Origin of the sequence: Streptomyces olivaceoviridis, from assembly GCF_014650115.1 — a bacterium.
In the GTDB taxonomy this organism is placed as follows: Bacteria; Actinomycetota; Actinomycetes; order Streptomycetales; family Streptomycetaceae; genus Streptomyces; species Streptomyces olivaceoviridis.
Map to the genome: position 1 here is coordinate 252,776 of NZ_BMUI01000006.1, position 20,331 is coordinate 273,106.

Below are 20,331 nucleotides of genomic sequence, written 5' to 3' on the forward strand. Positions count from 1 at the left end.
CGGTTGTGCCTGGGGAAAGGACTGATCGTGCGTCAACGTTCGCTTATCGCCATCACCGCCGCGCTGGCGGCGGGAGCGCTCACCCTCACCGCCTGCGGCTCGCGCGACAGCGGCGACAAGGGCTCCGACTCCGACAACGGTGGCAGCACCGTCGTCATCGGCGTCGACGCCCCCCTGACCGGCGACCTGTCCGCCATGGGCCTCGGCATCAAGAACTCCGCGGACCTCGCCGTCCGCAACGCCAACAAGCAGAAGCTCGTCAAGGGCGTCACCTTCAAGATCGAGGCCCTCGACGACCAGAAACAGCCGTCCCAGGGCCAGCAGAACGCCACCAAGCTCGTCGCCGACAGCAACGTCCTCGGCGTCGTCGGCCCGCTGAACTCCTCCGTCGCCGAGTCGATGCAGAAGGTCTTCGACGACGCCAAGCTCGTCGAGGTCTCCCCGGCCAACACCGGCCCGGCCCTCACCCAGGGCGCGAACTGGCAGACCAAGAAGGTGCGCCCCTACAAGTCGTACTTCCGCACCGCGACCACGGACGCCATCCAGGGCCCGTTCGCCGCCCAGTACGTCTTCAACACCGCCAAGAAGAAGAAGGTCTTCGTCATCGACGACAAGAAGACCTACGGCGCGGGCCTCGCCGGCACCTTCACCGAGGAGTTCAAGAAGCTCGGCGGCAAGGTCGTCGGCACCGAGCACATCAACCCCGACACCACGGACTTCTCCGCCGTCGCCACCAAGGTGAAGAACTCGGGTGCGGACGTCGTCTACTACGGCGGCGAATACCCGCAGGCGGGCCCGCTCAGCAAGCAGATCAAGGCCGCCGGAGCCAAGATCCCGCTCGTCGGCGGCGACGGCATCAACGACGCCACCTACGGCAAGCTGGCCGGTCCCGAGGCCACCGGCGACCTCGCCACCTCGGTCGGCGCCCCCGTCGAGTCTCTGCCCTCCGCCAAGCAGTTCGTCTCCGACTACAAGGCCGCAGGCTACAAGGACGAGTTCTCCGCCTACGGCGGCTACTCCTACGACTCCGCCTGGGCGATCATCGAGGCCGTGAAGAAGGTCGTCGAGGACAACGGCGGCAAGCTGCCCTCCGACGCCCGCGCCAAGGTCACGGCCGCCATGCAGAACGTCTCCTTCGACGGTGTGACCGGCAAGGTCTCCTTCGACGAGTTCGGTGACGCCACGAACAAGCAGCTCACCGTGTACGCCGTCAAGAACGGTGCCTTCACGGCCGTCAAGTCCGGTACCTTCACCGGCTGACCACGCCCGCACCATCCTCACGAGCCGCGCGGGGCGCTGTTCCACTGGCGCCCCGCGCGGACTCGCATCCGGACACATCCGTCGAGCTTTTCCGAACGTCTCGGAGGACATGCGGTGAACGAACTGCCGCAGCAGCTGGTCAACGGCCTGCTACTCGGATCCATGTACGGGCTGGTCGCCATCGGCTACACGATGGTCTATGGCATCGTCCAGCTCATCAACTTCGCCCACGGCGAGATATTCATGACCGGGGCGTTCGGCGCCCTCACGGTCTACGCGTACATCCTGCCCGACGGCACCTCCATGTGGGTCGCCCTGCCACTGATGCTCATCGGCGCCGTCCTGGTCGCCGTCCTTGTGGCCGTGGGAGCGGAGCGGTTCGCCTACCGGCCTCTGCGCACCGCCCCCCGCCTGGCCCCTCTCATCACGGCCATCGGCCTCTCCCTCGCCCTCCAGCAGGCCGTCTGGGCCTGGTACCCCGAGGCCAAATCCGCCCGCACCTTCCCGCAGATCAACGGAGGCCCCTTCCACCTCGGCAGTGTCACCATCCAGACCGGCGACGTCTTCCTCATCATCGCGGCCCCCATCAGCATGGCCGTCCTCGCCTACTTCGTCATGAAGACCCGCACCGGACGCGGCATGCAGGCCACCGCCCAGGACCCCGACACCGCCAAGCTCATGGGCATCGACACCGACCGCATCATCGTGGTCGCCTTCGCCCTCGGCGCCGCCTTCGCCGCCATCGGCGGCGTCGCCTACGGCCTCAAGTACGGCCAGATCGACTTCCGCATGGGCTTCATCCTCGGCCTCAAGGCCTTCACCGCGGCCGTCCTCGGCGGCATCGGCAACATCTACGGAGCCATGATCGGCGGCGTGGTCCTCGGCGTCGCCGAGACCCTGGCCACCGCCTACATCGCCGACATCCCGGGCATGGACAAGTTCGGCAGCCAGTCCTGGGCCGACGTCTGGGCCTTCGTACTCCTCATCCTCGTACTGCTGTTCAGGCCACAGGGCCTGCTCGGCGAGCGCGTCGCGGACAGGGCGTGAGACCGATGACCACACAGACCACCGCACCCGAGACACCCAGCGCCCGCAAGGCCGACACCGCGGCCGGCCTGCTGCCCCTGCCCGAGAAGGCCGCCCGCGCCCTCGCCCTCGGCGGCAGCGCGCTGACGATCGTCTCCACCTTCCTCGCCTGGACCTGGACCGCCGACTTCCCCGGCGACCTCACCGTCTACGGCTACCCGGGCGGCCTCCAGGTCCTCGTCCTCATCGGCGCACTCCTCGCCACCCTCTTCGCCCTCGCCTCCTACGGCGTCCGCGGCCTCGGATGGCTCGTACCCGGCGGCCCCGACGCGGCCCTGCGCTTCGCCACCCTCGCCACCTTCGCCACCAGCTGGTACACGGTCCTCGCGATCAGCACCGACCTCGGCGGACTCGTCAACCTGGAACCCGGCGGCTTCCTCGTCGCCCTCGGCAGCCTCGCCGCCCTGGCCGGCGCCCTCGCCCTGCCCTTCCAGCGACCCGAACCCGAGCCCATCGACCCCGACGACACCGGCTGGGAGAAGTTCAAGCACGGTGCCGCATACAAGTGGGAGACCACCAAGGCGGTCTTCGCCGCCGACGCCCCCCGGCCCGCGGCCACCCTGCCCTCGTACGCCGAAATCCTGATCATCGTCGCGATGCTCGCCCTCGGCCTCGTCGTCTTCACCTACGGCATCGGCACCGAGTACGACGAACAGTTCATCGGCTTCCTGATCACCGCGGGCTTCGGCTTCGCCGCCCTCAACAAGGCCGGCCTCATCGCCCACGCCTCGCAGATCGCCTCCCGGCACACCAACATCACCATCTGCGGCGCCTTCGTCGCGGCGGCACTGTTCCCCTTCACCCAGACCAACGACCAGTACGCGACCCTCGGCGTCTACATCCTCATCTTCGCCACCGTCGCCCTCGGCCTGAACATCGTCGTCGGCCTCGCCGGCCTCCTCGACCTCGGATACGTCGCCTTCCTCGGCGTCGGCGCCTACGCCGCGGCCCTGGTCTCCGGCTCCCCCAGCTCCCCCTTCGACGTCCACTTCCCGTTCTGGGCCGCCGTCCTCATCGGCGCCGCCGCCTCCCTCGTCTTCGGCGTGCTCATCGGCGCCCCCACCCTCCGACTGCGCGGCGACTACCTCGCCATCGTCACCCTCGGCTTCGGTGAGATCTTCCGCATCACCGCGAACAACCTCGACGGCACCTCCGGACCCGACCTCACCAACGGCTCCAACGGCGTCTCCTCGATCCCCAACCTCGACGTCCTCGGCTTCGACTTCGGCGCCCAGCACGACATGGGCGGCTTCACCATCGGCCGGTTCGCCAACTACTTCTTCCTGATGCTGATCATCACCGCGGTCGTGGTGCTGGTCTTCCGCCGCAGCGGCAACTCCCGCATCGGACGCGCCTGGGTCGCCATCCGCGAGGACGAGACCGCCGCCCTCGCCATGGGCATCAACGGCTTCCGCGTCAAGCTCATCGCCTTCGCCGTCGGCGCCTCCCTCGCCGGACTCGCCGGCACCGTCCAGGCCCACGTCACCTACACCGTGACCCCCGAGCAGTACCTCTTCGCCGGGCCCATCCCGCCCAACTCCGCCTTCCTGCTCGCCGCGGTCGTCCTCGGCGGCATGGGCACCATCAGCGGCCCCCTCATCGGCGCCGCCCTGCTCTTCCTCATCCCGAACAAACTCCAGTTCCTCGGTGACTACCAGCTCTTCGCCTTCGGCCTCGCACTCATCCTGCTGATGCGGTTCCGCCCCGAGGGCCTCATTCCCAACCGGCGCCGCCAGCTCGAATTCCACGAAGAGGCGGAAGCACCCACCCTCCTGACGAAGGCGGGGGCCTGACCACCATGACCACCCACACCACCACCCAGGACACCGCCCCCGGCGCCCCCGCGCCCGGCGAGACCGTCCTCGACGCCCGCGGCGTCACCATGCGCTTCGGCGGCCTGACCGCCGTACGCGGCGTCGACCTCACCGTCGGTGCCGGCGAGATCGTCGGCCTCATCGGCCCCAACGGCGCCGGAAAGACCACCTTCTTCAACTGCCTCACCGGCCTGTACGTCCCCACCGAGGGCGAGGTCCGCTACAAGGGCGACGTCCTGCCGCCCAAGTCCTTCAAGGTCACCGCGGCCGGCATCGCACGCACCTTCCAGAACATCCGCCTGTTCGCCAACATGACGGTCCTGGAGAACGTGCTCGTCGGCCGACACACCCGCACCAAGGAGGGCTTCTGGTCGGCCGTCCTGCGCGGCCCCGGCTTCCACAAGGCCGAGAAGGCATCCAAGGACCGGGCCATGGAACTGCTCCGGTTCGTCGGCCTCGACCACAAGGCCGAACACCTCGCCCGCAACCTCCCCTACGGCGAACAGCGCAAACTGGAGATCGCCCGCGCCCTGGCCAGCGAGCCCGGCCTCCTCCTCCTCGACGAACCGACCGCCGGCATGAACCCGCAGGAGACCCGGACCACCGAGGAACTGGTCTTCGCCATCCGCGACATGGGCATCGCCGTCCTCGTCATCGAGCACGACATGCGCTTCATCTTCAACCTGTGCGACCGCGTCGCCGTCCTCGTCCAGGGCGAGAAACTCATCGAGGGCGACAGCGCCACCGTCCAGGGCGACGAACGCGTCGTCGCGGCCTACCTCGGCGAACCCTTCGAGGACGCACCCGGCGCCGAGGAAGTGGCCGAGGTCGAGGCCGCCGAGGCACACGCCGGGACCACGGCCGAGGCCACCGGCGCACGCGCCGACACCACGACCGACGCCGCGCCCGGCAAGGAGAACGACCGATGACCGCACTGCTCGAAGTCGAGGACCTGAGGGTCGCCTACGGCAAGATCGAAGCCGTCAAGGGCATCTCCTTCAAGGTCGAGGCCGGTCAGGTCGTCACCCTCATCGGCACCAACGGCGCCGGCAAGACCACCACCCTGCGCACCCTGTCCGGACTGCTCAAGCCGGTCGGCGGACAGATCAGGTTCAACGGCAGATCGCTGAAGAAGATCCCCGCCCACGAGGTGGTCTCCCTGGGCCTCGCCCACTCCCCCGAGGGCCGGCACATCTTCCCGCGCATGAGCATCGAGGACAACCTGCGCCTCGGCGCGTTCCTGCGCAACGACAAACCCGGCATCGAGAAGGACATCCAGCGCGCCTACGACCTCTTCCCCATCCTCGGGGAACGGCGCAAGCAGGCCGCGGGCACCCTCTCCGGCGGCGAGCAGCAGATGCTCGCCATGGGCAGGGCACTGATGTCCCAGCCGAAGCTGCTCATGCTGGACGAGCCGTCGATGGGCCTGTCGCCGATCATGATGCAGAAGATCATGGCGACGATCGCCGAGCTGAAGGCCCAGGGCACGACGATCCTGCTCGTCGAGCAGAACGCCCAGGCCGCCCTCTCGCTCGCCGACCAGGGACACGTCATGGAAGTCGGCAACATCGTCCTGTCCGGCACGGGACAGGACCTGCTGCACGACGAGTCGGTCCGGAAGGCCTACCTCGGCGAGGACTGACCGCCCGGGTACGACGCAGGCCCGCGCCCCCTTCTCCGGGGCGCGGGCCTTGGTCGTACGAGACGGGCTCAGTCCTTCTTGGCCGCCTTCTTCTCCTCGTTGTCCGCGATGACCGCCTCCGCGACCTGCTGCATCGACATACGACGGTCCATGGACGTCTTCTGGATCCAGCGGAACGCGGCCGGCTCGGTCAGGCCGTACTCGGTCTGGAGGATGGACTTCGCGCGGTCGACCAGCTTGCGGGTCTCCAGCCGCTGGGTGAGGTCGGCGACCTCCTGCTCCAGCTGCTTCAGCTCGGTGAACCGGGAGACGGCCATCTCGATCGCCGGGACGACGTCGCTCTTGCTGAACGGCTTGACCAGATAGGCCATGGCACCGGCGTCCCGGGCGCGCTCGACGAGGTCGCGCTGCGAGAAGGCGGTGAGCATCAGCACCGGCGCGATGGACTCACCGGCGATCTTCTCGGCCGCGGAGATGCCGTCCAGCTTGGGCATCTTCACGTCCAGGATGACCAGGTCCGGCTTGTGCTCGCGGGCCAGCTCGACGGCCTGCTCACCGTCCCCGGCCTCGCCGACGACGGTGTACCCCTCCTCCTCCAGCATCTCCTTCAGGTCGAGCCGGATCAGGGCCTCGTCCTCGGCGATGACGACACGGGTCGTCAGCGGAGGCACGTGCGACTTGTCGTCGTCGGGCACGTCTACGGGCTGGGGCGACTCGGGGGTCACGGGGGCTCCTCGTTCAGGGCAGGGGTACTGCTGACAAGAGCCTACCTAGCTACGGTATGGTGGACGCGCGGAGGGTCAAGGGAAACCTTTGATTCTGTGAGCCCCGGTAGCCCAATTGGCAGCAGGCAATGGATTCAAAACCCATACAGTGTCGGTTCGAGTCCGACCCGGGGCACTTTTCCTTCGATCGCAAGGTCGGCTGACGAAGCGGATGCTCTCGTTCTCGTGAACATCCGCTTTTTGCTGCGTGTCCCGGTTATCGCTCACGCAGAGTGTGCACATGTACGACACCAGCACACGCAAGCGAGCGGTTGCGTTGGTGGCGCAGGGGCGCAGCCTTCACTCCGTGAGCAGGGAGCTGGGGATCTCCCGCTACGCGATTCGCTCCTGGCAGACTCGCATCGAGCCGATTCAACGCGTGAGCAAGCCCTGCCCCCGCTGCCAGGACGTCCCCGGTCCGCCTGAGAATCCGGCCGCCTATGCCTACCTTCTCGGCCTCTACCTCGGCGACGGCTGCATCAACGCTCACCGCAGAGGCGTCTACACCATGCGCGTGGTGCTGGACAATGCCTGGCCAGGCATCATCGACGCGTGCGAGGCGGCACTCCGCGCCGTGCGCCCGGACAACAGCGTCTTCCGTGTGCGGAAACAAGGCTGTGCAGCGGTCACCAGCACCAGTAAGCACTGGCCCTGCCTCTTCCCCCAGCACGGCCCCGGTAAGAAGCACGAGCCCCATCGTCCTGGAACCCTGGCAGCGGGCCATCGTCGACACCCACCCGTGGGAGTTCGTCCGCGGCCTCATCCACTCCGACGGGTGGAAGACGCTCAACCAGAGCCGCGCGGCCGTGACCGTCTCCATAGCCCGCAAGGCCTCCGTCGCCCTCATGGACGCCCACGTCGGCCCCAAGCACTGAAAAGGGCCCCGCAAGAGGGGCCCCCTGTCACTTCGGGCTGTCGTCCTCGCCGATGTGGTGGACGCGGACCATGTTGGTCGAGCCGGAGACGCCGGGCGGGGAGCCGGCCGTGATCACCACGACGTCGCCCTTCCGGCAGCGGCCGTACTTCAGGAGCAGTTCGTCCACCTGGTCGACCATGGCGTCCGTGGAGTCCACGTGCGGGCCGAGGAAGGTCTCCGCGCCCCAGGTGAGGCTGAGCTGGGAGCGGGTGGCCGGCTCCGGCGTGAAGGCCAGGAGGGGGATCGGAGAGCGGTAGCGGGAGAGGCGACGGGCGGTGTCCCCGGACTGGGTGAACGCGACCAGGAACTTCGCGCCGAGGAAGTCGCCCATCTCGGCGGCGGCCCGGGCGACCGCGCCGCCCTGGGTGCGCGGTTTGTTCCGCTCGGTCAGCGGCGGCAGTCCCGCCGCCAGCATGTCCTCCTCGGCCGCCTCGACGATCTTCGCCATGGTGCGTACGGTCTCGACCGGGTACTTGCCGACGCTGGTCTCGCCGGAGAGCATGACCGCGTCCGTGCCGTCGAGGACCGCGTTGGCGACGTCGGAGGCCTCGGCGCGGGTGGGCCGGGAGTTCTCGATCATCGAGTCGAGCATCTGGGTGGCGACGATCACCGGCTTGGCGTTGCGCTTGGCGAGCTTGACGGCGCGCTTCTGGACGATCGGCACCTGCTCCAGCGGCATCTCCACGCCCAGGTCGCCGCGTGCGACCATCAGCCCGTCGAAGGCGGCCACGATGCCGTCGAGGTCGGCCACGGCCTGCGGCTTCTCGATCTTGGCGATCACGGGGAGGCGGCGGCCCTCCTCGGCCATGATCCGGTGCACGTCCACGACGTCGTCGCCGCTGCGGACGAAGGAGAGGGCGATGACGTCGAAGCCGGTGCGCAGCGCCCAGCGCAGGTCGTCCTCGTCCTTCTTGGAGAGGGCGGGGACGGAGACGGCCACGCCCGGGAGGTTCAGGCCCTTGTGGTCGGAGATGACGCCGCCCTCGACCACCCGGGTGCGTACGCGGGGGCCGTCGACGTCGGTGACCTCCAGGCAGACCTTGCCGTCGTCCACGAGGATGCGCTCGCCGGGGGTGACGTCGGTGGCGAGGCCGGCGTGGGTGGTGCCGCACCGGTGGCGGTCGCCGTCGACGCCTTCCTCCACGGTGATGGTGAAGGTGTCGTCGCGTTCAAGGAGTACGGGGCCTTCGGCGAAGCGGCCGAGCCGGATCTTCGGGCCCTGAAGGTCGGCGAGGATTCCGACGCTGCGCCCGGTCTCGTCGGCCGCCTTTCGCACGCGCTGGTACCGCTCCTCGTGATCGGCGTGGGTGCCGTGGCTGAGGTTGAAGCGGGCGACGTCCATTCCGGCCTCGACCAGTGCCTTGATCTGGTCGTACGAGTCGGTGGCGGGCCCCAGTGTACAAACGATCTTTGCTCGGCGCATGAGTCGAGCCTATGACTTACCGACGGGTAGAGAATTGGCGCCGTATGACCACTCAACAGACTTTCGGCAAAGGGTTATTGACAAGTGTTGAATTGTGCGGCGCTCCGCTCCTATGAGCGATGGTCACCAGATCGCAACCTTCCGGGCCTGTTGCCGTAAGTCACGCCCAGGTCAGAATCTACGCGCGTTGTTGTACTCGCGCGCTGTTGTGCCACCGCCAAGGAGACCGAGACATGCCGTTGAACCGCCGGAAGTTCCTGAAGAAGTCCGCCGCCACCGGAGCGGGAGTGGCGATCGCCGGCGCGGCGGCGGCTCCGGCGGCCGAGGCGGCTGAGGCCCAGAAGCCCGCGCACCCCGTGAAGCGGTACTCCCTGACCGTCATGGGCACCACCGACCTGCACGGGCACGTCTTCAACTGGGACTACTTCAAGGACGCCGAGTACGCCGACAACGCGGGCAACGCGACGGGCCTGGCTCGTATCTCCACCCTGGTCGAGCAGGTGCGCGAGGAGAAGGGCCGCTGCAACACGCTGCTCCTGGACGCCGGTGACACCATCCAGGGCACCCCGCTCACCTACTACTACGCCAAGGTCGACCCGATCACCGCCAAGGGCGGCCCGGTGCACCCGATGGCGCAGGCGATGAACGCGATCGGGTACGACGCGGCGGCCCTCGGCAACCACGAGTTCAACTACGGCATCGAGACGCTGCGGAAGTTCGAGGACCAGCTCGACTTCCCGCTGCTCGGTGCCAACGCGGTGGACGCGAAGACGCTGAAGCCCGCCTTCCCGCCGTACTTCATGAAGACGTTCCACGTGCCGGGCGCCAAGCCGGTCAAGGTCGCCGTGCTCGGTCTGACCAACCCGGGCATCGCGATCTGGGACAAGGCCTACGTCCAGGGCAAGCTGGCGTTCCCGGGGCTGGAGGAGCAGGCCGCGAAGTGGGTGCCGAAGCTGAGGTCGATGGGCGCGGACGTGGTCGTCGTCTCGGCGCACTCGGGCACCTCGGGCACGTCGTCGTACGGCGACCAGGTGCCGTACGTGGAGAACGCGGCGGCCAACGTGGCCAAGCAGGTGCCGGGCATCGACGCGATCCTGGTGGGCCACGCGCACCTGGAGATCCCGGAGCTGAAGGTCGTCAACGAGGAGACCGGCAAGACGGTCGTCCTGTCCGAGCCGCTGTGCTTCGCCGAGCGGCTGACCCTCTTCGACATCGAGCTGGTGTTCAGCAAGGGCCGCTGGGAGGTCGAGTCGGTCTCCGCCTCGCTGCGCAACTCCAACGGCGTCGCCGACGACCCGAAGATCAGCAGGCTGCTCACCGACGAGCACAAGAAGGTCGTCGCGTACGTCAACCAGGTCGTGGGTCGGGCGACCGAGACCCTGACGACCGTCGAGGCCCGCTACAAGGACGCCCCGATCATCGACCTGATCACCAAGGTCCAGGAGGACGTGGTCAAGGCCGCGCTCGCGGGTACGGCGTACGCCTCGCTGCCGGTGATCGCCCAGGCCTCGCCGTTCTCCCGGACCTCCGAGATCCCGGCCGGCGACGTCACCATCCGGGACCTGTCGAGCCTGTACGTGTACGACAACACGCTGGTCGCCAAGCTGCTGACGGGCGCCCAGGTCCGCGCCTACCTGGAGTACTCGGCGGCGTACTACGTCCAGACGGCCGCCGACGCCACGGTGGACGTGGAGAAGCTGACCAACGCCGGTGGCCGCCCGGACTACAACTACGACTACGTCTCGGGCCTGTCGTACGACATCGACATCGCCCGGCCGGCCGGGTCGCGGATCAGGAACCTGACCTTCGGCGGGGCCGCGCTGGACGACGCCCAGGAGTTCGTGTTCGCCGTGAACAACTACCGGGCCAACGGCGGCGGTGCCTTCCCGCACGTCGCCACGGCCAAGGAGCTGTGGTCGGAGTCGACGGAGATCCGCACCCGGATCGCCGAGTGGGTGACCGCGAAGGGTGTCCTGGACCCGAAGGACTTCGCGTCGGCGGACTGGAAGCTGGTGCGCGACGGCAAGCCGGTGTTCTAGGGGTCACCGGGGTCACCCTCCCGCGGCGGCGGTCACCTGTCCTCGACGAGTGGGGTGAGCCGCTGGGGTTGTCTGCCCTGCGGGACCCGGGCCGCCGGCTCCTGAAGTCCGAAGGAGGTGAAGGCGGTCCGGGACGGGAGCGGGTACGGCTCCTTGCCGGTGAGCGAGTTGAGGATGGTGGCGCTGCGCCAGGCGGCGAGGCCGAGGTCGGGGGCGCCGACGCCGTGTGTGTGCAGTTCGGCGTTCTGGACGTAGACCGAGCCGGTGACCGAGGGGTCCAGCACGAGGCGGTACTCCTCGTCGACGCGCGGGCGTTCGCTGTTGTCGCGGCGGATGTAGGGGTCGAGTCCGGCGAGGATGCGATCGAGGGGGCGGTCGCGGTAGCCGGTGGCGAGGACGACGGCGTCGGTGGTGAGCCGGGAGCGGCTGTCCTGCTGGAGGTGCTCCAGGTGCAGCTCGATCTTGCTGGTGGCGATCCGGCCGGCGGTGCGGACGCGGACGCCGGGGGTGAGGACGGCGTCGGGCCAGCCGCCGTGCAGGGTGCGCCGGTACAGCTCGTCGTGGATGGCGGCGAGGGTGCCGGCGTCGATGCCCTTGTACAGCTGCCACTGGGCGGCGACCAGTCGGTCGCGGACGGGCTCGGCGAGGGCGTGGAAGTAGCGCGTGTAGTCGGGTGTGAAGTGTTCCAGGCCGATCTTGGAGTACTCCATGGGCGCGAACGCCTCGGTACGGCCGATCCAGTGCAGTTTCTCCCGGCCGGCCGGGCGGTGCCGGAGCAGGTCCAGGAAGACCTCGGCGCCGGACTGTCCGGAGCCTACGACGGTGACATGCCCGGCGGCGAGGATGCTGTCGCGGTGGTCGAGGTAGTCGGCGGCGTGGACGACGGGCACGCCGGGCGCGTCCACGAGGGGCCTGAGGGGGTCGGGCACGTAGGGGGCGGTGCCGATGCCGAGGACGACGTTGCGGGCGTGGGTACGGCCGAGGGCCTCGGTCTCGCCGTCGGCGTCGAGCTGGGTGAAGTCGACTTCGAACACGTCCTGTTCGGGGTTCCAGCGGACACCGTCGACCTGGTGGCGAAAGCGCAGTCCGGGCAGTTGCCCGGCGACCCAGCGGCCGTAGGCGTCGTACTCGGCGCGCTGGATGTGGAGGTGCTCGGAGAAGTAGAAGGGGAAGAGCCGCTCGCCGGTCTTGAGGTAGTTGAGGAAGCTCCAGGGGCTGGTGGGGTCGGCGAGGGTCACCAGGTCGGCGAGGAACGGCACTTGGACGGTGGCGCCGTCGACGAGCAGGCCGGGGTGCCAGTCGAAGTCGGGGCGCTGTTCGTAGAAGACGGCGTCGAGTTCGGCGAGCGGCTGGGCGAGCGCGGCGAGGGAGAGGTTGCAGGGGCCGATGCCGACGCCGACCAGGTCGCGTGGGGAGGCCGGTTCGTGGCGTGGGGGGTGGGTCATCCGGGGAGGCTTCTTTCGGCGAGTTCTACGAGTTTCAGCAGGTGGGTCAGGTCGTCCGGCCGGGTGTGGGGGTTGAGGACGGTGGCCTTGAGCCAGAGCCTGCCGTCGAGTCGGGCGCGGCCGAGGACGGCCCGGCCCTCGTGCAGCAGTCGTCGGCGGACGGTGGCCACGGCGTCGTCGTCGGCTTCGGCCGGCCGGAACAGGACGGTGCTGATGACGGGGCGGTCGTACAGCTCGAAGCCGGGGTGCTCGCGGATCTGTGCGGCGAACTCGCGGGCCCGGGCGCAGACCTGGTCGACCAGGGTGCCGAGTCCACTGCGGCCCAGTGCCTTCAGGGTGACGGCGATCTTCAGGATGTCGGGGCGGCGGCTGGTGCGCGGGGAGCGGCCGAGCAGGTCGGGGAGTCCGGCATCGGTGTCGTCGTCGGCGTTCAGGTAGTCGGCGCGCTGGTGGAGTGCGGTGAGTTCGTGGGGGCGGGCGACGGCGAGGAGTCCGGCGGCGACCGGTTGCCAGCCGAGTTTGTGCAGGTCGAGGGTGACGGTGTGGGCGGTTTCGAGGCCGGCGAGTTTGTCGCGGTGCCGGTCGCTGAACAGCAGGCCGCCGCCGTAGGCCGCGTCGATGTGCAGCCGGGCGCCGTGGGCGGTGCACAGGCCGGCGATCTCGGGCAGTGGGTCGATGAGGCCGGCGTCGGTGGTGCCGGCGGTGGCGGTGACGAGCAGCGGGCCGGGGAGCGCGGTGAGGGCCTCGTGGAGGGCGGCCGGGTCGAGGGTGCCGCCCGGTGCCGGGATGACGACCGGGTCGGGCAGGCCGAGCAGCCAGGCGGCGCGTGGCAGCGAGTGGTGGGCGTTCGCGCCGCAGACGAGGCGCACGCCGCCGTGTGCCTCGCGGGCGAGCAGCAGGGCGAGTTGGTTGGACTCGGTGCCGCCGGTGGTGACGAGGGCGTCGGCGAGCCCGGTCGTGCGGGCGAGGGTGCGGGTGACGGCGGCCTCCAGGGCGGAGGCGGCCGGGGCCTGGTCCCAGGAGTCCAGGGAGGGGTTGAGGGCGCTGGCGGCGAGGTCGGCGGCGGTGGCCACGGCGAGCGGCGGGCAGTGCAGGTGGGCCGCGCACAGCGGGTCGGCGGGGTCGGCGGAGCCCGCGGCGAGCGCGTGCACGAGGGTGCGCAGGGCGTCCGGGTCGCCGGTGTCGGGCAGGACGTCCTCGAGGGCGTCGGCGACGCGCGCGGCGACGGCGTCCGGTCCGCCGGCGGGCAGTGGTCCGCCGCGCTCGTCGCGGCCGGCCGCGAGGGCGTCGAGCACGGTGTCGAGGAGGGGCCGCAGGGCGTCGGGGCCGGCGGGGCCGGAGGCGAGGGGCGGCAGGCTCATGGGCTCTCCTGCGCTCATGGGCTCTCCTCCGGGCAGGGGAACGTCCGGCGGGCGTCCAGGGCCCGGGGCTTCCGGCGTGTGGGTGGAGTTCCAGCTTGTACCGGAAGGGGGCCCTGTGTCCCGCAAGCCGGGCGAACGGAACCCGAAAGTGTGTACTGCCGTACCCCTGCGAGGTGTTGGGCCGGGCGGGCTCCCCGGGGCCGGCCCGGAGATCGGCGGCGTGGTCCCGGGCCCGTCGGGCGGGGGTGCGGGCCCGGGTTCCGGTGAGCCGGCACATGCGGCGGCACGCGCGGGAAGGGCTCCGGGGCCGCCTCGGCCGGGGCGGTCTCCACGGACGTCGGCCGGGGCGACGAAGCCGTTCCTGTGCGCGCGGGCGACCGCCTGGGGCGGTGCCCTCACGGACTCCGCCCCGGCGAGGTGACCGTGGACGGGGCTCGGCCGGTGTCGCCGGTCGCGCCGGTCACCACGATCACGGCGCCGGCTTCCGTGGCTTCGCCGTCCCCGGCCGTCCGGGCCCGGGGACGGCGGCCGGTCCGCCGCGTCGTCGGCAGGGACCGGCCGCGTCCTGCGTCGGCGGACCTGTGCCGGTGCACGCCGGCGTCGGACGTGTGCCGCCCACGCCGGCGTCGGAGCTGTGCGGCCCGCGCCCGCCCGCTCCTACTCCGTCATACTCCGTCCTACTCCGCCCGCTTCTCGCCGCGTACCTTCAGGGCGCGGGAGAGGTCGTCCAGTCGGTCGGCGAGGGTGCGGCGCAGGGCCGGGGTGAGGTCCGCGTCGCGCAGGCAGGCCTCGCCGAGGCGGAGGTTCTCGGCGTCGACGGCGTGGGCCGGGAAGCACCAGCGGCCGGCGGCGACGGCGATGGCGGGGCCGCGGCGGGCGGCCACGGCGACCGCGTCCGTGTAGAAGCGCGGCACGTACTCCCGTACCAGGTCGGCCTGTTCGGGCTGCCAGAAGCCCCGGGCGGTGGCCGTGAAGAGGTAGTTGGACAGGTCGTCGCCGGCGAACATCGCCTCCCAGGCGGCGCGCTTGGCCTCCGGGTCGGGCAGGGCGGCACGGCAGCGGGCGGCGCCCTCCTGGCCGGTGGCGCTCGGGTCGCGCGCCAGCTCGGCGGCGATGGCGTCCTCGTCGGTGGCGCCGAGCACGGCGAGCCGGGCGAGGATGCGCCAGCGCAGTTCGGGGTCGAGTTCCGGTCCGCCGGGCACCGTGCCGTCGGCGAGCCAGGCGGCGATGGTCTCCGGGTGGGCGGCGACGTCGATCAGGTGCCGTACGGCGATCAGCCGCAGGCCGGGGTGGTCTCCGTCCTCGGTGCGGCGCAGCAGGTCGCGGCAGAGCGAGGTGAGGGTGGCCAGGGCGGCCGGGCGGTCCTCCGGTGTCAGGTACTGGTCGGCGAGCTGGCCGGCGGCGAAGGCGAGGACGCCCTCGGTGACGGCGAGGTCGGTCTCGCGCGGCAGGTGGGCGCGGGCCGTCTCCAGGTAGGCGGCGGGCGCGAGTTCGCCGTCGCGGACGGCGTCCCTGAGGGCGTTCCAGACGACCGCGCGGGTGAGCGGGTCGGGCAGGCCGGACAGGCTGGTGCGGAGCGTGTCGAAGGAGGCGGTGTCGAAGCGGATCTTGGCGTAGGTGAGGTCGCCGTCGTTGAGGAGGACGAGTGCGGGGCGCTTGCCGATGGGCTGCGGGGCGGTCTGCGGCACGTCGAGGGCGATGCGCTCGCGCAGCAGCAGCCGGCCCTCCTCGGCGACGTCGTGGTCGTACAGTCCGGCGCTGAGGCGGTGCGGGCGGCTGCCCGCGCGGTCGGCGGTCAGCGCGCAGGTGCCGCCGGTGGGGGCGACCCGCGGGGTGAGCGTGTCGACGCCGGTGGTGCGCAGCCAGCTGTCGGCCCAGGCGTGTACGTCGCGGTCGGTGGCGGAGGCGAGGGAGTCGATGAAGTCGGCGAGGGTGGCGTTGCCGAACTTGTGCCGCGTGAAGTGGGCGTTGATGCCGGCGAGGAAGTCCTTCTCGCCGAGCCAGACGGCCAACTGGCGCAGTGCGGAGGCGCCCTTGGCGTAGGAGATGCCGTCGAAGTTGAGCAGGGCGGAGGCCGTGTCGTCGACGTTCTCGGGGGCGACCGGGTGGGTGGTGGGCCGCTGGTCGGCGTCGTAGCCCCAGGACTTGCGGGTGACGGCGAACTCGGTCCAGGGGTCGGTGAAGCGGGTGGCCTCGGCGGTGGTCTGGTAGCCCATGTACTCGGCGAAGGACTCGTTCAGCCAGATGTCGTCCCACCACTTGAGGGTGACGAGGTCGCCGAACCACATGTGGGCCATCTCGTGGGCGATGACCATGGCGCGGGTCTGCCGCTCGGTGTCGGTGACGGCGGAGCGGTAGACGAATTCGTCGCGGAAGGTGACCAGGCCCGGGTTCTCCATGGCGCCCGCGTTGAACTCGGGGACGAACGCCTGGTCGTAGGAGTCGAAGGGGTAGGGCTCCTCGAACTTCTCGTGGTAGCGGTCGAAGCACGCGCGCGTGATGTCGAGGATCTCGTCGGCGTCGGTGTCGAGGTGGGGTGCGAGGGAGCGGCGGCAGTGGATGGCGAAGGGCAGTCCGCGGTGCTCGGTGCGCACGGAGTGCCAGGGGCCGGCGGCGACGGCGACGAGGTAGGTGGAGACGGGCGGGGTGGGCGCGGCCTGCCAGAGGCCGTCGCCGCGGTGCTCGGTGACGCCGTTGGCGAGGACGCTCCAGCCCTCGGGTGCCTTGACGGAGACCTCGAAGGCGGCCTTCAGGTCGGGCTGGTCGAAGGCGGCGAAGACGCGCTGGACGTCGTCCAGGAACATCTGGGTGTAGACGTACGTCTCGCCGTCGCTGGGGTCGGTGAAGCGGTGCATGCCCTCGCCGGTGCGGGAGTAGCGCATGACCGCGTCGACGCGCAGTTCGTGCTCGCCGGCGGTGAGGTTCTTCAGCGGCAGCCGGTCCTCGCACAGGGACTCCGGGTCGAGCGGCTGTCCGTCGAGCGTGACACCGCGCAGCTCGGCGGGCTTCAGCTCGACGAACGTGTCCCCGTCGGACCGCGCCGTGAACCGGATCGCGGTACGGGAGTCGAAGGTCTCGTCACCGGTCGTGAGGTCCAGTTCGACCGTGTACCGGTGGACGTCGAGGAACTGTGCTCGGAGCTGCGCTTCGTCGCGCGTGAGTACGGACATGCAGGCCATGCTGCCTGATGGGGCCGACAGCGCACAGGGGCGGATCGGTACATGGCTTTTGTCCCCTGCGCGCCCCCTCGCCCACGCGCCTGGCCGGGCGCCTCCGGACCCCGGTCAGGGCCGTGCCGGGTCCTCGTGCGCCGACTGTGCGTTGTGGGTGTCCTCGGCGATGCGTTCGTGGTGCCGGATCACCTCGGCGATGATGAAATTGAGGAATGTCTCGGCGAACGCGGGGTCGAGCTTGGCGTTCTCGGCGAGGCGGCGCAGGCGTTCGATCTGCCGGGCCTCGCGGGCCGGGTCGGCGGGCGGCAGCTGGTGCAGCGCCTTGAGCCGGCCGACCTGCTGGGTGCACTTGAAGCGCTCGGCGAGCATGTGGACGACGGCCGCGTCGATGTTGTCGATGCTGTCGCGCAGCCGCTCCAGTTCCTGGCGGACCTCGGGGTCGTCGGCACCGGTGCCGGTGTTGCTGGTGGTCATGGGGGCTCACCCTATGCGCTTCACGGGCCGGGCCCTATGGGGTGTCCGGGGAGTGGATCACCGGCGGATCGCCGGGGTCGGGGACGCGGTCGCTCCAGCCGCCGGGGACGGTGAGGCCCTGCTGGGCGCGGAACCGGACGGGGGCGAGGCCCACGCGCCGGGTGAACAGCCGGGAGAAGTAGGCGGGGTCGTCGTAGCCGACGCGGCGGGCGACGGCCGCGACGGGCAGCTCGGTGCCGGCGAGGAGGTCCTTGGCCCGGCCGAGCCGGATGCCGATCAGGTAGTCCCTCGGGGTGCAGCCGGCCGCCCGGCGGACCGCGTCGCGCAGCTCGGCGGTGGTCATCCCGTGCCGGGCGGCGTGGTCGGCGACGCTCAGCGGTGCGCAGGCGTCCCGGGCCAGGGCCGCCAGCACCTGGTCGCCGCCGGGGGCGAGGTCGGCGCGGGCGCGGCGCAGCGCGACGAGGAGCTCGTGGACGGCGGCGCCGGTCTCCACCTCCAGCAGGGGGTTGTCGCGGCGGGCGGCCCGGGCGACGCGGGTGATGACCGCGCGGGGTCCGGCGGCGTCGGAGAGCGGGACGACGGGCCGGTCGGGTTCGATGTAGCCGAGGTCGCGGTAGGCGGTCGTGGCGGGTCCGGTGAAGTCGACGAAGCCCTCGTCCCAGCCGGTGTCCGGGTCGGGCGCGTAGTGGTGGGGGACGCCGGGGGTGAGCCACAGCAGCGCGGGCGCGGTGACGGTCGTACGGCGGCCGTCGGCGCCGCGGTACCAGCCGCCGCCCGCGCTGATCACCACGGCGACGTGGTGGTCGAGGGTGCGCGGGCCGACGGTGGGCAGCGCGCCGTGCTGGAGGCCGACGCCGAGGCAGACCAGGCCGAGGCGGTGGTGGGCGGGGCCGGGGGTGAGGAACCGCATCCAGGTCCGGTACATCGGCGTTCCTCCCGCCGTGCCGCGCGGCGCGTGGTCGTACGGGCGGCGCCGCTCTTCCTTTTGTCCAAGCAGTGGCGATCTTCGTCCATGGCGCCGGTCGCCGACAGGGGTGAGGCTGAAACCCATGGACGGGATCAGGGTGGGGGGCGGCGCATGAGCGCGTTCGCGGTCGGGCAGTCCGGGTTCCTGCTGGACGGGCGGCCGGTGCGGCTGCTGTCCGGGGCGCTGCACTACTTCCGGGTGCACGAGGACCAGTGGGGTCACCGGCTGGCGATGCTGCGGGCGATGGGCCTGAACTGCGTGGAGACGTACGTCCCGTGGAACCTGCACGAGCCGCGTCCGGGCGCCTTCCGGGACGTGGGGGCGGTCGGCCGGTTCCTGGACGCGGTCCGCGGGGCGGGCCTGTGGGCGATCGTGCGGCCGGGGCCCTACATCTGCGCCGAGTGGGAGAACGGCGGGCTGCCGGCGTGGCTGACGGGCGAGCCGGGCACGCGCGCGCGTACGCGTGACGAGCGGTACATGCGCCATGTCCGGAACTGGTTCCAGCGGCTGCTGCCCGAGATCGTGCCCCGCCAGATCGACCGCGGCGGTCCGGTGGTCATGGTCCAGGTGGAGAACGAGTACGGCAGCTACGGCAGTGACACCGGCCATCTGGAGGAGCTGGCCGGCGTGCTGCGCGCCGAGGGGGTCACCGCCGCGCTGTGCACCTCGGACGGCCCCGAGGACCACATGCTGACCGGGGGTTCGCTGCCCGGGGTGCTCGCCACGGTGAACTTCGGCTCCCACGCGCGCGTGGCCTTCGAGACGCTGCGCCGCCATCGCCCCGCGGGCCCGCTGATGTGCATGGAGTTCTGGTGCGGCTGGTTCGACCACTGGTCCGGTGAGCACGCCGTACGGGATCCGGCCGAGGCCGCCGAGGCACTGCGGGAGATCCTGGAGTGCGGGGCGTCGGTGAACCTGTACCTGGCCCACGGCGGCACGAGCTTCGGAGGCTGGGCGGGCGCCAACCGGGGCGGCGGCGAGCTGCACGAGGGCCCGCTGGAGCCGGACGTGACCTCGTACGACTACGACGCGCCGGTGGACGAGTACGGCCGCCCCACGGAGAAGTTCTGGCGCTTCCGCGAGGTGCTGGCCGCGTACCGGCCCGGCCCGCTGCCCGACCCGCCCGCGCGGCCTGCCGCGCTGGCGGCCCCGGCCGGGGTGGCGCTCACCGGCTGGGCGTCGCCGGCCGACGTCCTGGAGGCGCTGGGCGGTCCGGAGACGGCCGGCCCCGTGCCGCCCACGTTCGAGGAGCTGGGGATCACCCGGGGCCTCGTGCGCTACACGGTGGACGTGCCCGGCCCCCGGCAGCCGTACCCGCTGACCGTGCGCGGGCTGCGCGATCTCGCGGTGGTGTACGTCGACGGGGAGCGGGCCGGGGTGCTGACGGAGGCGGAGCCGCGGCTGGAGGGGCCGGTCGCGGGCCCCGCGCGCGTGGAGCTGTGGGTGGAGTCCCTGGGGCGGGTGAACTACGGGCCCCGGCTCGGTGAGGCGAAGGGCGTCACGGGCGGCGTCCTGCACGAGCGGCAGTATCTGCACGGGGTACGCGCGCGTGGGCTGGACCTGGACGCGTTCGCCGACGGGGTGGACGCGGTGCCCTTCGGCCCGGTGCCCGGGGAGGGGGCGCCGGGTCTGTACCGGGGCACGGTCACGGTCCGCGGGGCCGGGGACGCGCGGCTGGAGCTGCCGGGCGGGACGCGGGGCTTCGTCTGGGTCAACGGTTTCAACCTGGGGCGCTACTGGGCGGTGGGCCCGCAGCGGTCGCTGTACGTGCCCGGACCGGTGCTGCGGGAGGGCGAGAACGAGGTGTGGCTGCTGGAACTGGACAGCGGCACACCGGACGGACCGGCACCGCGGCTGGTGCCGGTGTGACGGACGGTGGGGGGTGTGACGGGCGGTGGGGGGGGTGTGACCGGCGGTCGGGGTGTGACCGGCGGTCGGGGTGTGACGGGCGGTCGGGGGCCCTTCCC

14 protein-coding genes, 1 tRNA gene and 1 pseudogene are annotated in these 20,331 nt (G+C 71.0%); 9 read left to right on the top strand and 7 right to left on the bottom strand.

The features are described from left to right. The first annotated feature begins 27 nt into the window (after positions 1-27). From IE273_RS14480 to IE273_RS14500, 5 genes are all read left to right on the top strand, one after another. Complete coding sequence (locus tag IE273_RS14480; RefSeq protein WP_189815569.1) at positions 28-1,260, top strand: branched-chain amino acid ABC transporter substrate-binding protein; 1,233 nt, start codon at positions 28-30, stop codon at positions 1,258-1,260. 114 nt (positions 1,261-1,374) lie between these two features. Then, positions 1,375-2,307 (top strand): branched-chain amino acid ABC transporter permease, encoded by a 933-nt coding sequence (locus tag IE273_RS14485; RefSeq protein ID WP_189815570.1) that lies wholly within the window; start codon positions 1,375-1,377, stop codon positions 2,305-2,307. A gap of 5 nt (positions 2,308-2,312) precedes the next feature. Then, positions 2,313-4,139, top strand: coding sequence for a branched-chain amino acid ABC transporter permease (locus IE273_RS14490; RefSeq protein ID WP_189815571.1), 1,827 nt, complete (start codon positions 2,313-2,315; stop codon positions 4,137-4,139). A gap of 5 nt (positions 4,140-4,144) precedes the next feature. Beyond that, positions 4,145-5,089 carry an ABC transporter ATP-binding protein gene (locus tag IE273_RS14495; RefSeq protein ID WP_189815572.1) on the top strand — a complete coding sequence of 315 codons (945 nt, stop codon included), beginning with the start codon at positions 4,145-4,147 and terminating at the stop codon, positions 5,087-5,089. Next, the gene (locus tag IE273_RS14500; RefSeq protein ID WP_189815573.1) at positions 5,086-5,802 is read left to right on the top strand and encodes an ABC transporter ATP-binding protein; all 717 of its coding nucleotides are present in this window, start codon (positions 5,086-5,088) and stop codon (positions 5,800-5,802) included. Before IE273_RS14495 ends, IE273_RS14500 begins: the two co-directional genes overlap by 4 nt. Positions 5,803-5,870: 68 nt before the next feature. Here the strand turns inward: IE273_RS14500 and IE273_RS14505 are convergent, their stop codons facing one another. After that, entirely contained in the window at positions 5,871-6,527 is a 657-nt protein-coding gene (locus IE273_RS14505) for an ANTAR domain-containing response regulator (RefSeq protein WP_189815574.1), read from the bottom strand. A gap of 100 nt (positions 6,528-6,627) precedes the next feature. Between IE273_RS14505 and IE273_RS14510 the strand changes: the two genes are divergently transcribed. Both IE273_RS14510 and IE273_RS43490 read left to right on the top strand, forming a co-directional pair. Then, positions 6,628-6,702, top strand: a tRNA-Leu gene (locus IE273_RS14510). A 105-nt stretch (positions 6,703-6,807) separates the two neighbouring features. Continuing rightward, positions 6,808-7,441 (top strand): annotated as a pseudogene (locus IE273_RS43490) (helix-turn-helix domain-containing protein). Between the two features lie 27 nt (positions 7,442-7,468). Here IE273_RS43490 and pyk read toward each other — a convergent pair. Next, positions 7,469-8,905, bottom strand: coding sequence for a pyruvate kinase (gene pyk / locus IE273_RS14515; RefSeq protein ID WP_189815575.1), 1,437 nt, complete (start codon positions 8,903-8,905; stop codon positions 7,469-7,471). Positions 8,906-9,138: 233 nt separating this feature from the next. Here pyk and IE273_RS14520 point away from each other — a divergent pair, with 233 nt between their 5' ends. Next, complete coding sequence (locus IE273_RS14520) at positions 9,139-10,944, top strand: bifunctional metallophosphatase/5'-nucleotidase (RefSeq protein WP_189815576.1); 1,806 nt, start codon at positions 9,139-9,141, stop codon at positions 10,942-10,944. Positions 10,945-10,976: 32 nt separating this feature from the next. On the opposite strand, the gene IE273_RS14525 is transcribed toward IE273_RS14520, so the two are convergent. The 5 genes from IE273_RS14525 to IE273_RS14545 all read right to left on the bottom strand — a co-directional run bounded on the left by IE273_RS14525 (position 10,977) and on the right by IE273_RS14545 (position 18,322). Further along, positions 10,977-12,389: a lysine N(6)-hydroxylase/L-ornithine N(5)-oxygenase family protein gene (locus tag IE273_RS14525; protein WP_189815577.1), complete on the bottom strand. Its 1,413-nt coding sequence runs from the start codon at positions 12,387-12,389 to the stop codon at positions 10,977-10,979. Beyond that, the gene (locus IE273_RS14530; RefSeq protein WP_189815713.1) at positions 12,386-13,750 is read right to left on the bottom strand and encodes a pyridoxal phosphate-dependent decarboxylase family protein; all 1,365 of its coding nucleotides are present in this window, start codon (positions 13,748-13,750) and stop codon (positions 12,386-12,388) included. Before IE273_RS14530 ends, IE273_RS14525 begins: the two co-directional genes overlap by 4 nt. Before the next feature lie 677 nt (positions 13,751-14,427). After that, entirely contained in the window at positions 14,428-16,920 is a 2,493-nt protein-coding gene (pepN, locus tag IE273_RS14535) for an aminopeptidase N (protein ID WP_189815578.1), read from the bottom strand. A 114-nt stretch (positions 16,921-17,034) separates the two neighbouring features. Next, complete coding sequence (locus IE273_RS14540) at positions 17,035-17,397, bottom strand: chorismate mutase (RefSeq protein WP_189815579.1); 363 nt, start codon at positions 17,395-17,397, stop codon at positions 17,035-17,037. 34 nt (positions 17,398-17,431) lie between these two features. Continuing rightward, positions 17,432-18,322 carry a helix-turn-helix domain-containing protein gene (locus IE273_RS14545; protein WP_189815580.1) on the bottom strand — a complete coding sequence of 297 codons (891 nt, stop codon included), beginning with the start codon at positions 18,320-18,322 and terminating at the stop codon, positions 17,432-17,434. Between the two features lie 153 nt (positions 18,323-18,475). Between IE273_RS14545 and IE273_RS14550 the strand changes: the two genes are divergently transcribed. After that, complete coding sequence (locus IE273_RS14550) at positions 18,476-20,233, top strand: glycoside hydrolase family 35 protein (protein WP_189815581.1); 1,758 nt, start codon at positions 18,476-18,478, stop codon at positions 20,231-20,233. The last annotated feature ends 98 nt before the right edge of the window (positions 20,234-20,331 follow it).

What these genes read in the sequence shown, in the direction of transcription:
- IE273_RS14490 (WP_189815571.1), top strand. Translation starts at nt 2,313, where the DNA reads ATGACCACACAGACCACCGCACCCGAGACACCCAGCGCCCGCAAGGCC.
- IE273_RS14495 (WP_189815572.1), top strand. Translation starts at nt 4,145, where the DNA reads ATGACCACCCACACCACCACCCAGGACACCGCCCCCGGCGCCCCCGCG.
- IE273_RS14500 (WP_189815573.1), top strand. Translation starts at nt 5,086, where the DNA reads ATGACCGCACTGCTCGAAGTCGAGGACCTGAGGGTCGCCTACGGCAAG.
- pyk (WP_189815575.1), bottom strand. Translation starts at nt 8,905, where the DNA reads ATGCGCCGAGCAAAGATCGTTTGTACACTGGGGCCCGCCACCGACTCG.
- IE273_RS14520 (WP_189815576.1), top strand. Translation starts at nt 9,139, where the DNA reads ATGCCGTTGAACCGCCGGAAGTTCCTGAAGAAGTCCGCCGCCACCGGA.
- IE273_RS14525 (WP_189815577.1), bottom strand. Translation starts at nt 12,389, where the DNA reads ATGACCCACCCCCCACGCCACGAACCGGCCTCCCCACGCGACCTGGTC.
- IE273_RS14530 (WP_189815713.1), bottom strand. Translation starts at nt 13,750, where the DNA reads ATGAGCCTGCCGCCCCTCGCCTCCGGCCCCGCCGGCCCCGACGCCCTG.
- pepN (WP_189815578.1), bottom strand. Translation starts at nt 16,920, where the DNA reads ATGTCCGTACTCACGCGCGACGAAGCGCAGCTCCGAGCACAGTTCCTC.
- IE273_RS14540 (WP_189815579.1), bottom strand. Translation starts at nt 17,397, where the DNA reads ATGACCACCAGCAACACCGGCACCGGTGCCGACGACCCCGAGGTCCGC.
- IE273_RS14545 (WP_189815580.1), bottom strand. Translation starts at nt 18,322, where the DNA reads ATGTACCGGACCTGGATGCGGTTCCTCACCCCCGGCCCCGCCCACCAC.
- IE273_RS14550 (WP_189815581.1), top strand. Translation starts at nt 18,476, where the DNA reads ATGAGCGCGTTCGCGGTCGGGCAGTCCGGGTTCCTGCTGGACGGGCGG.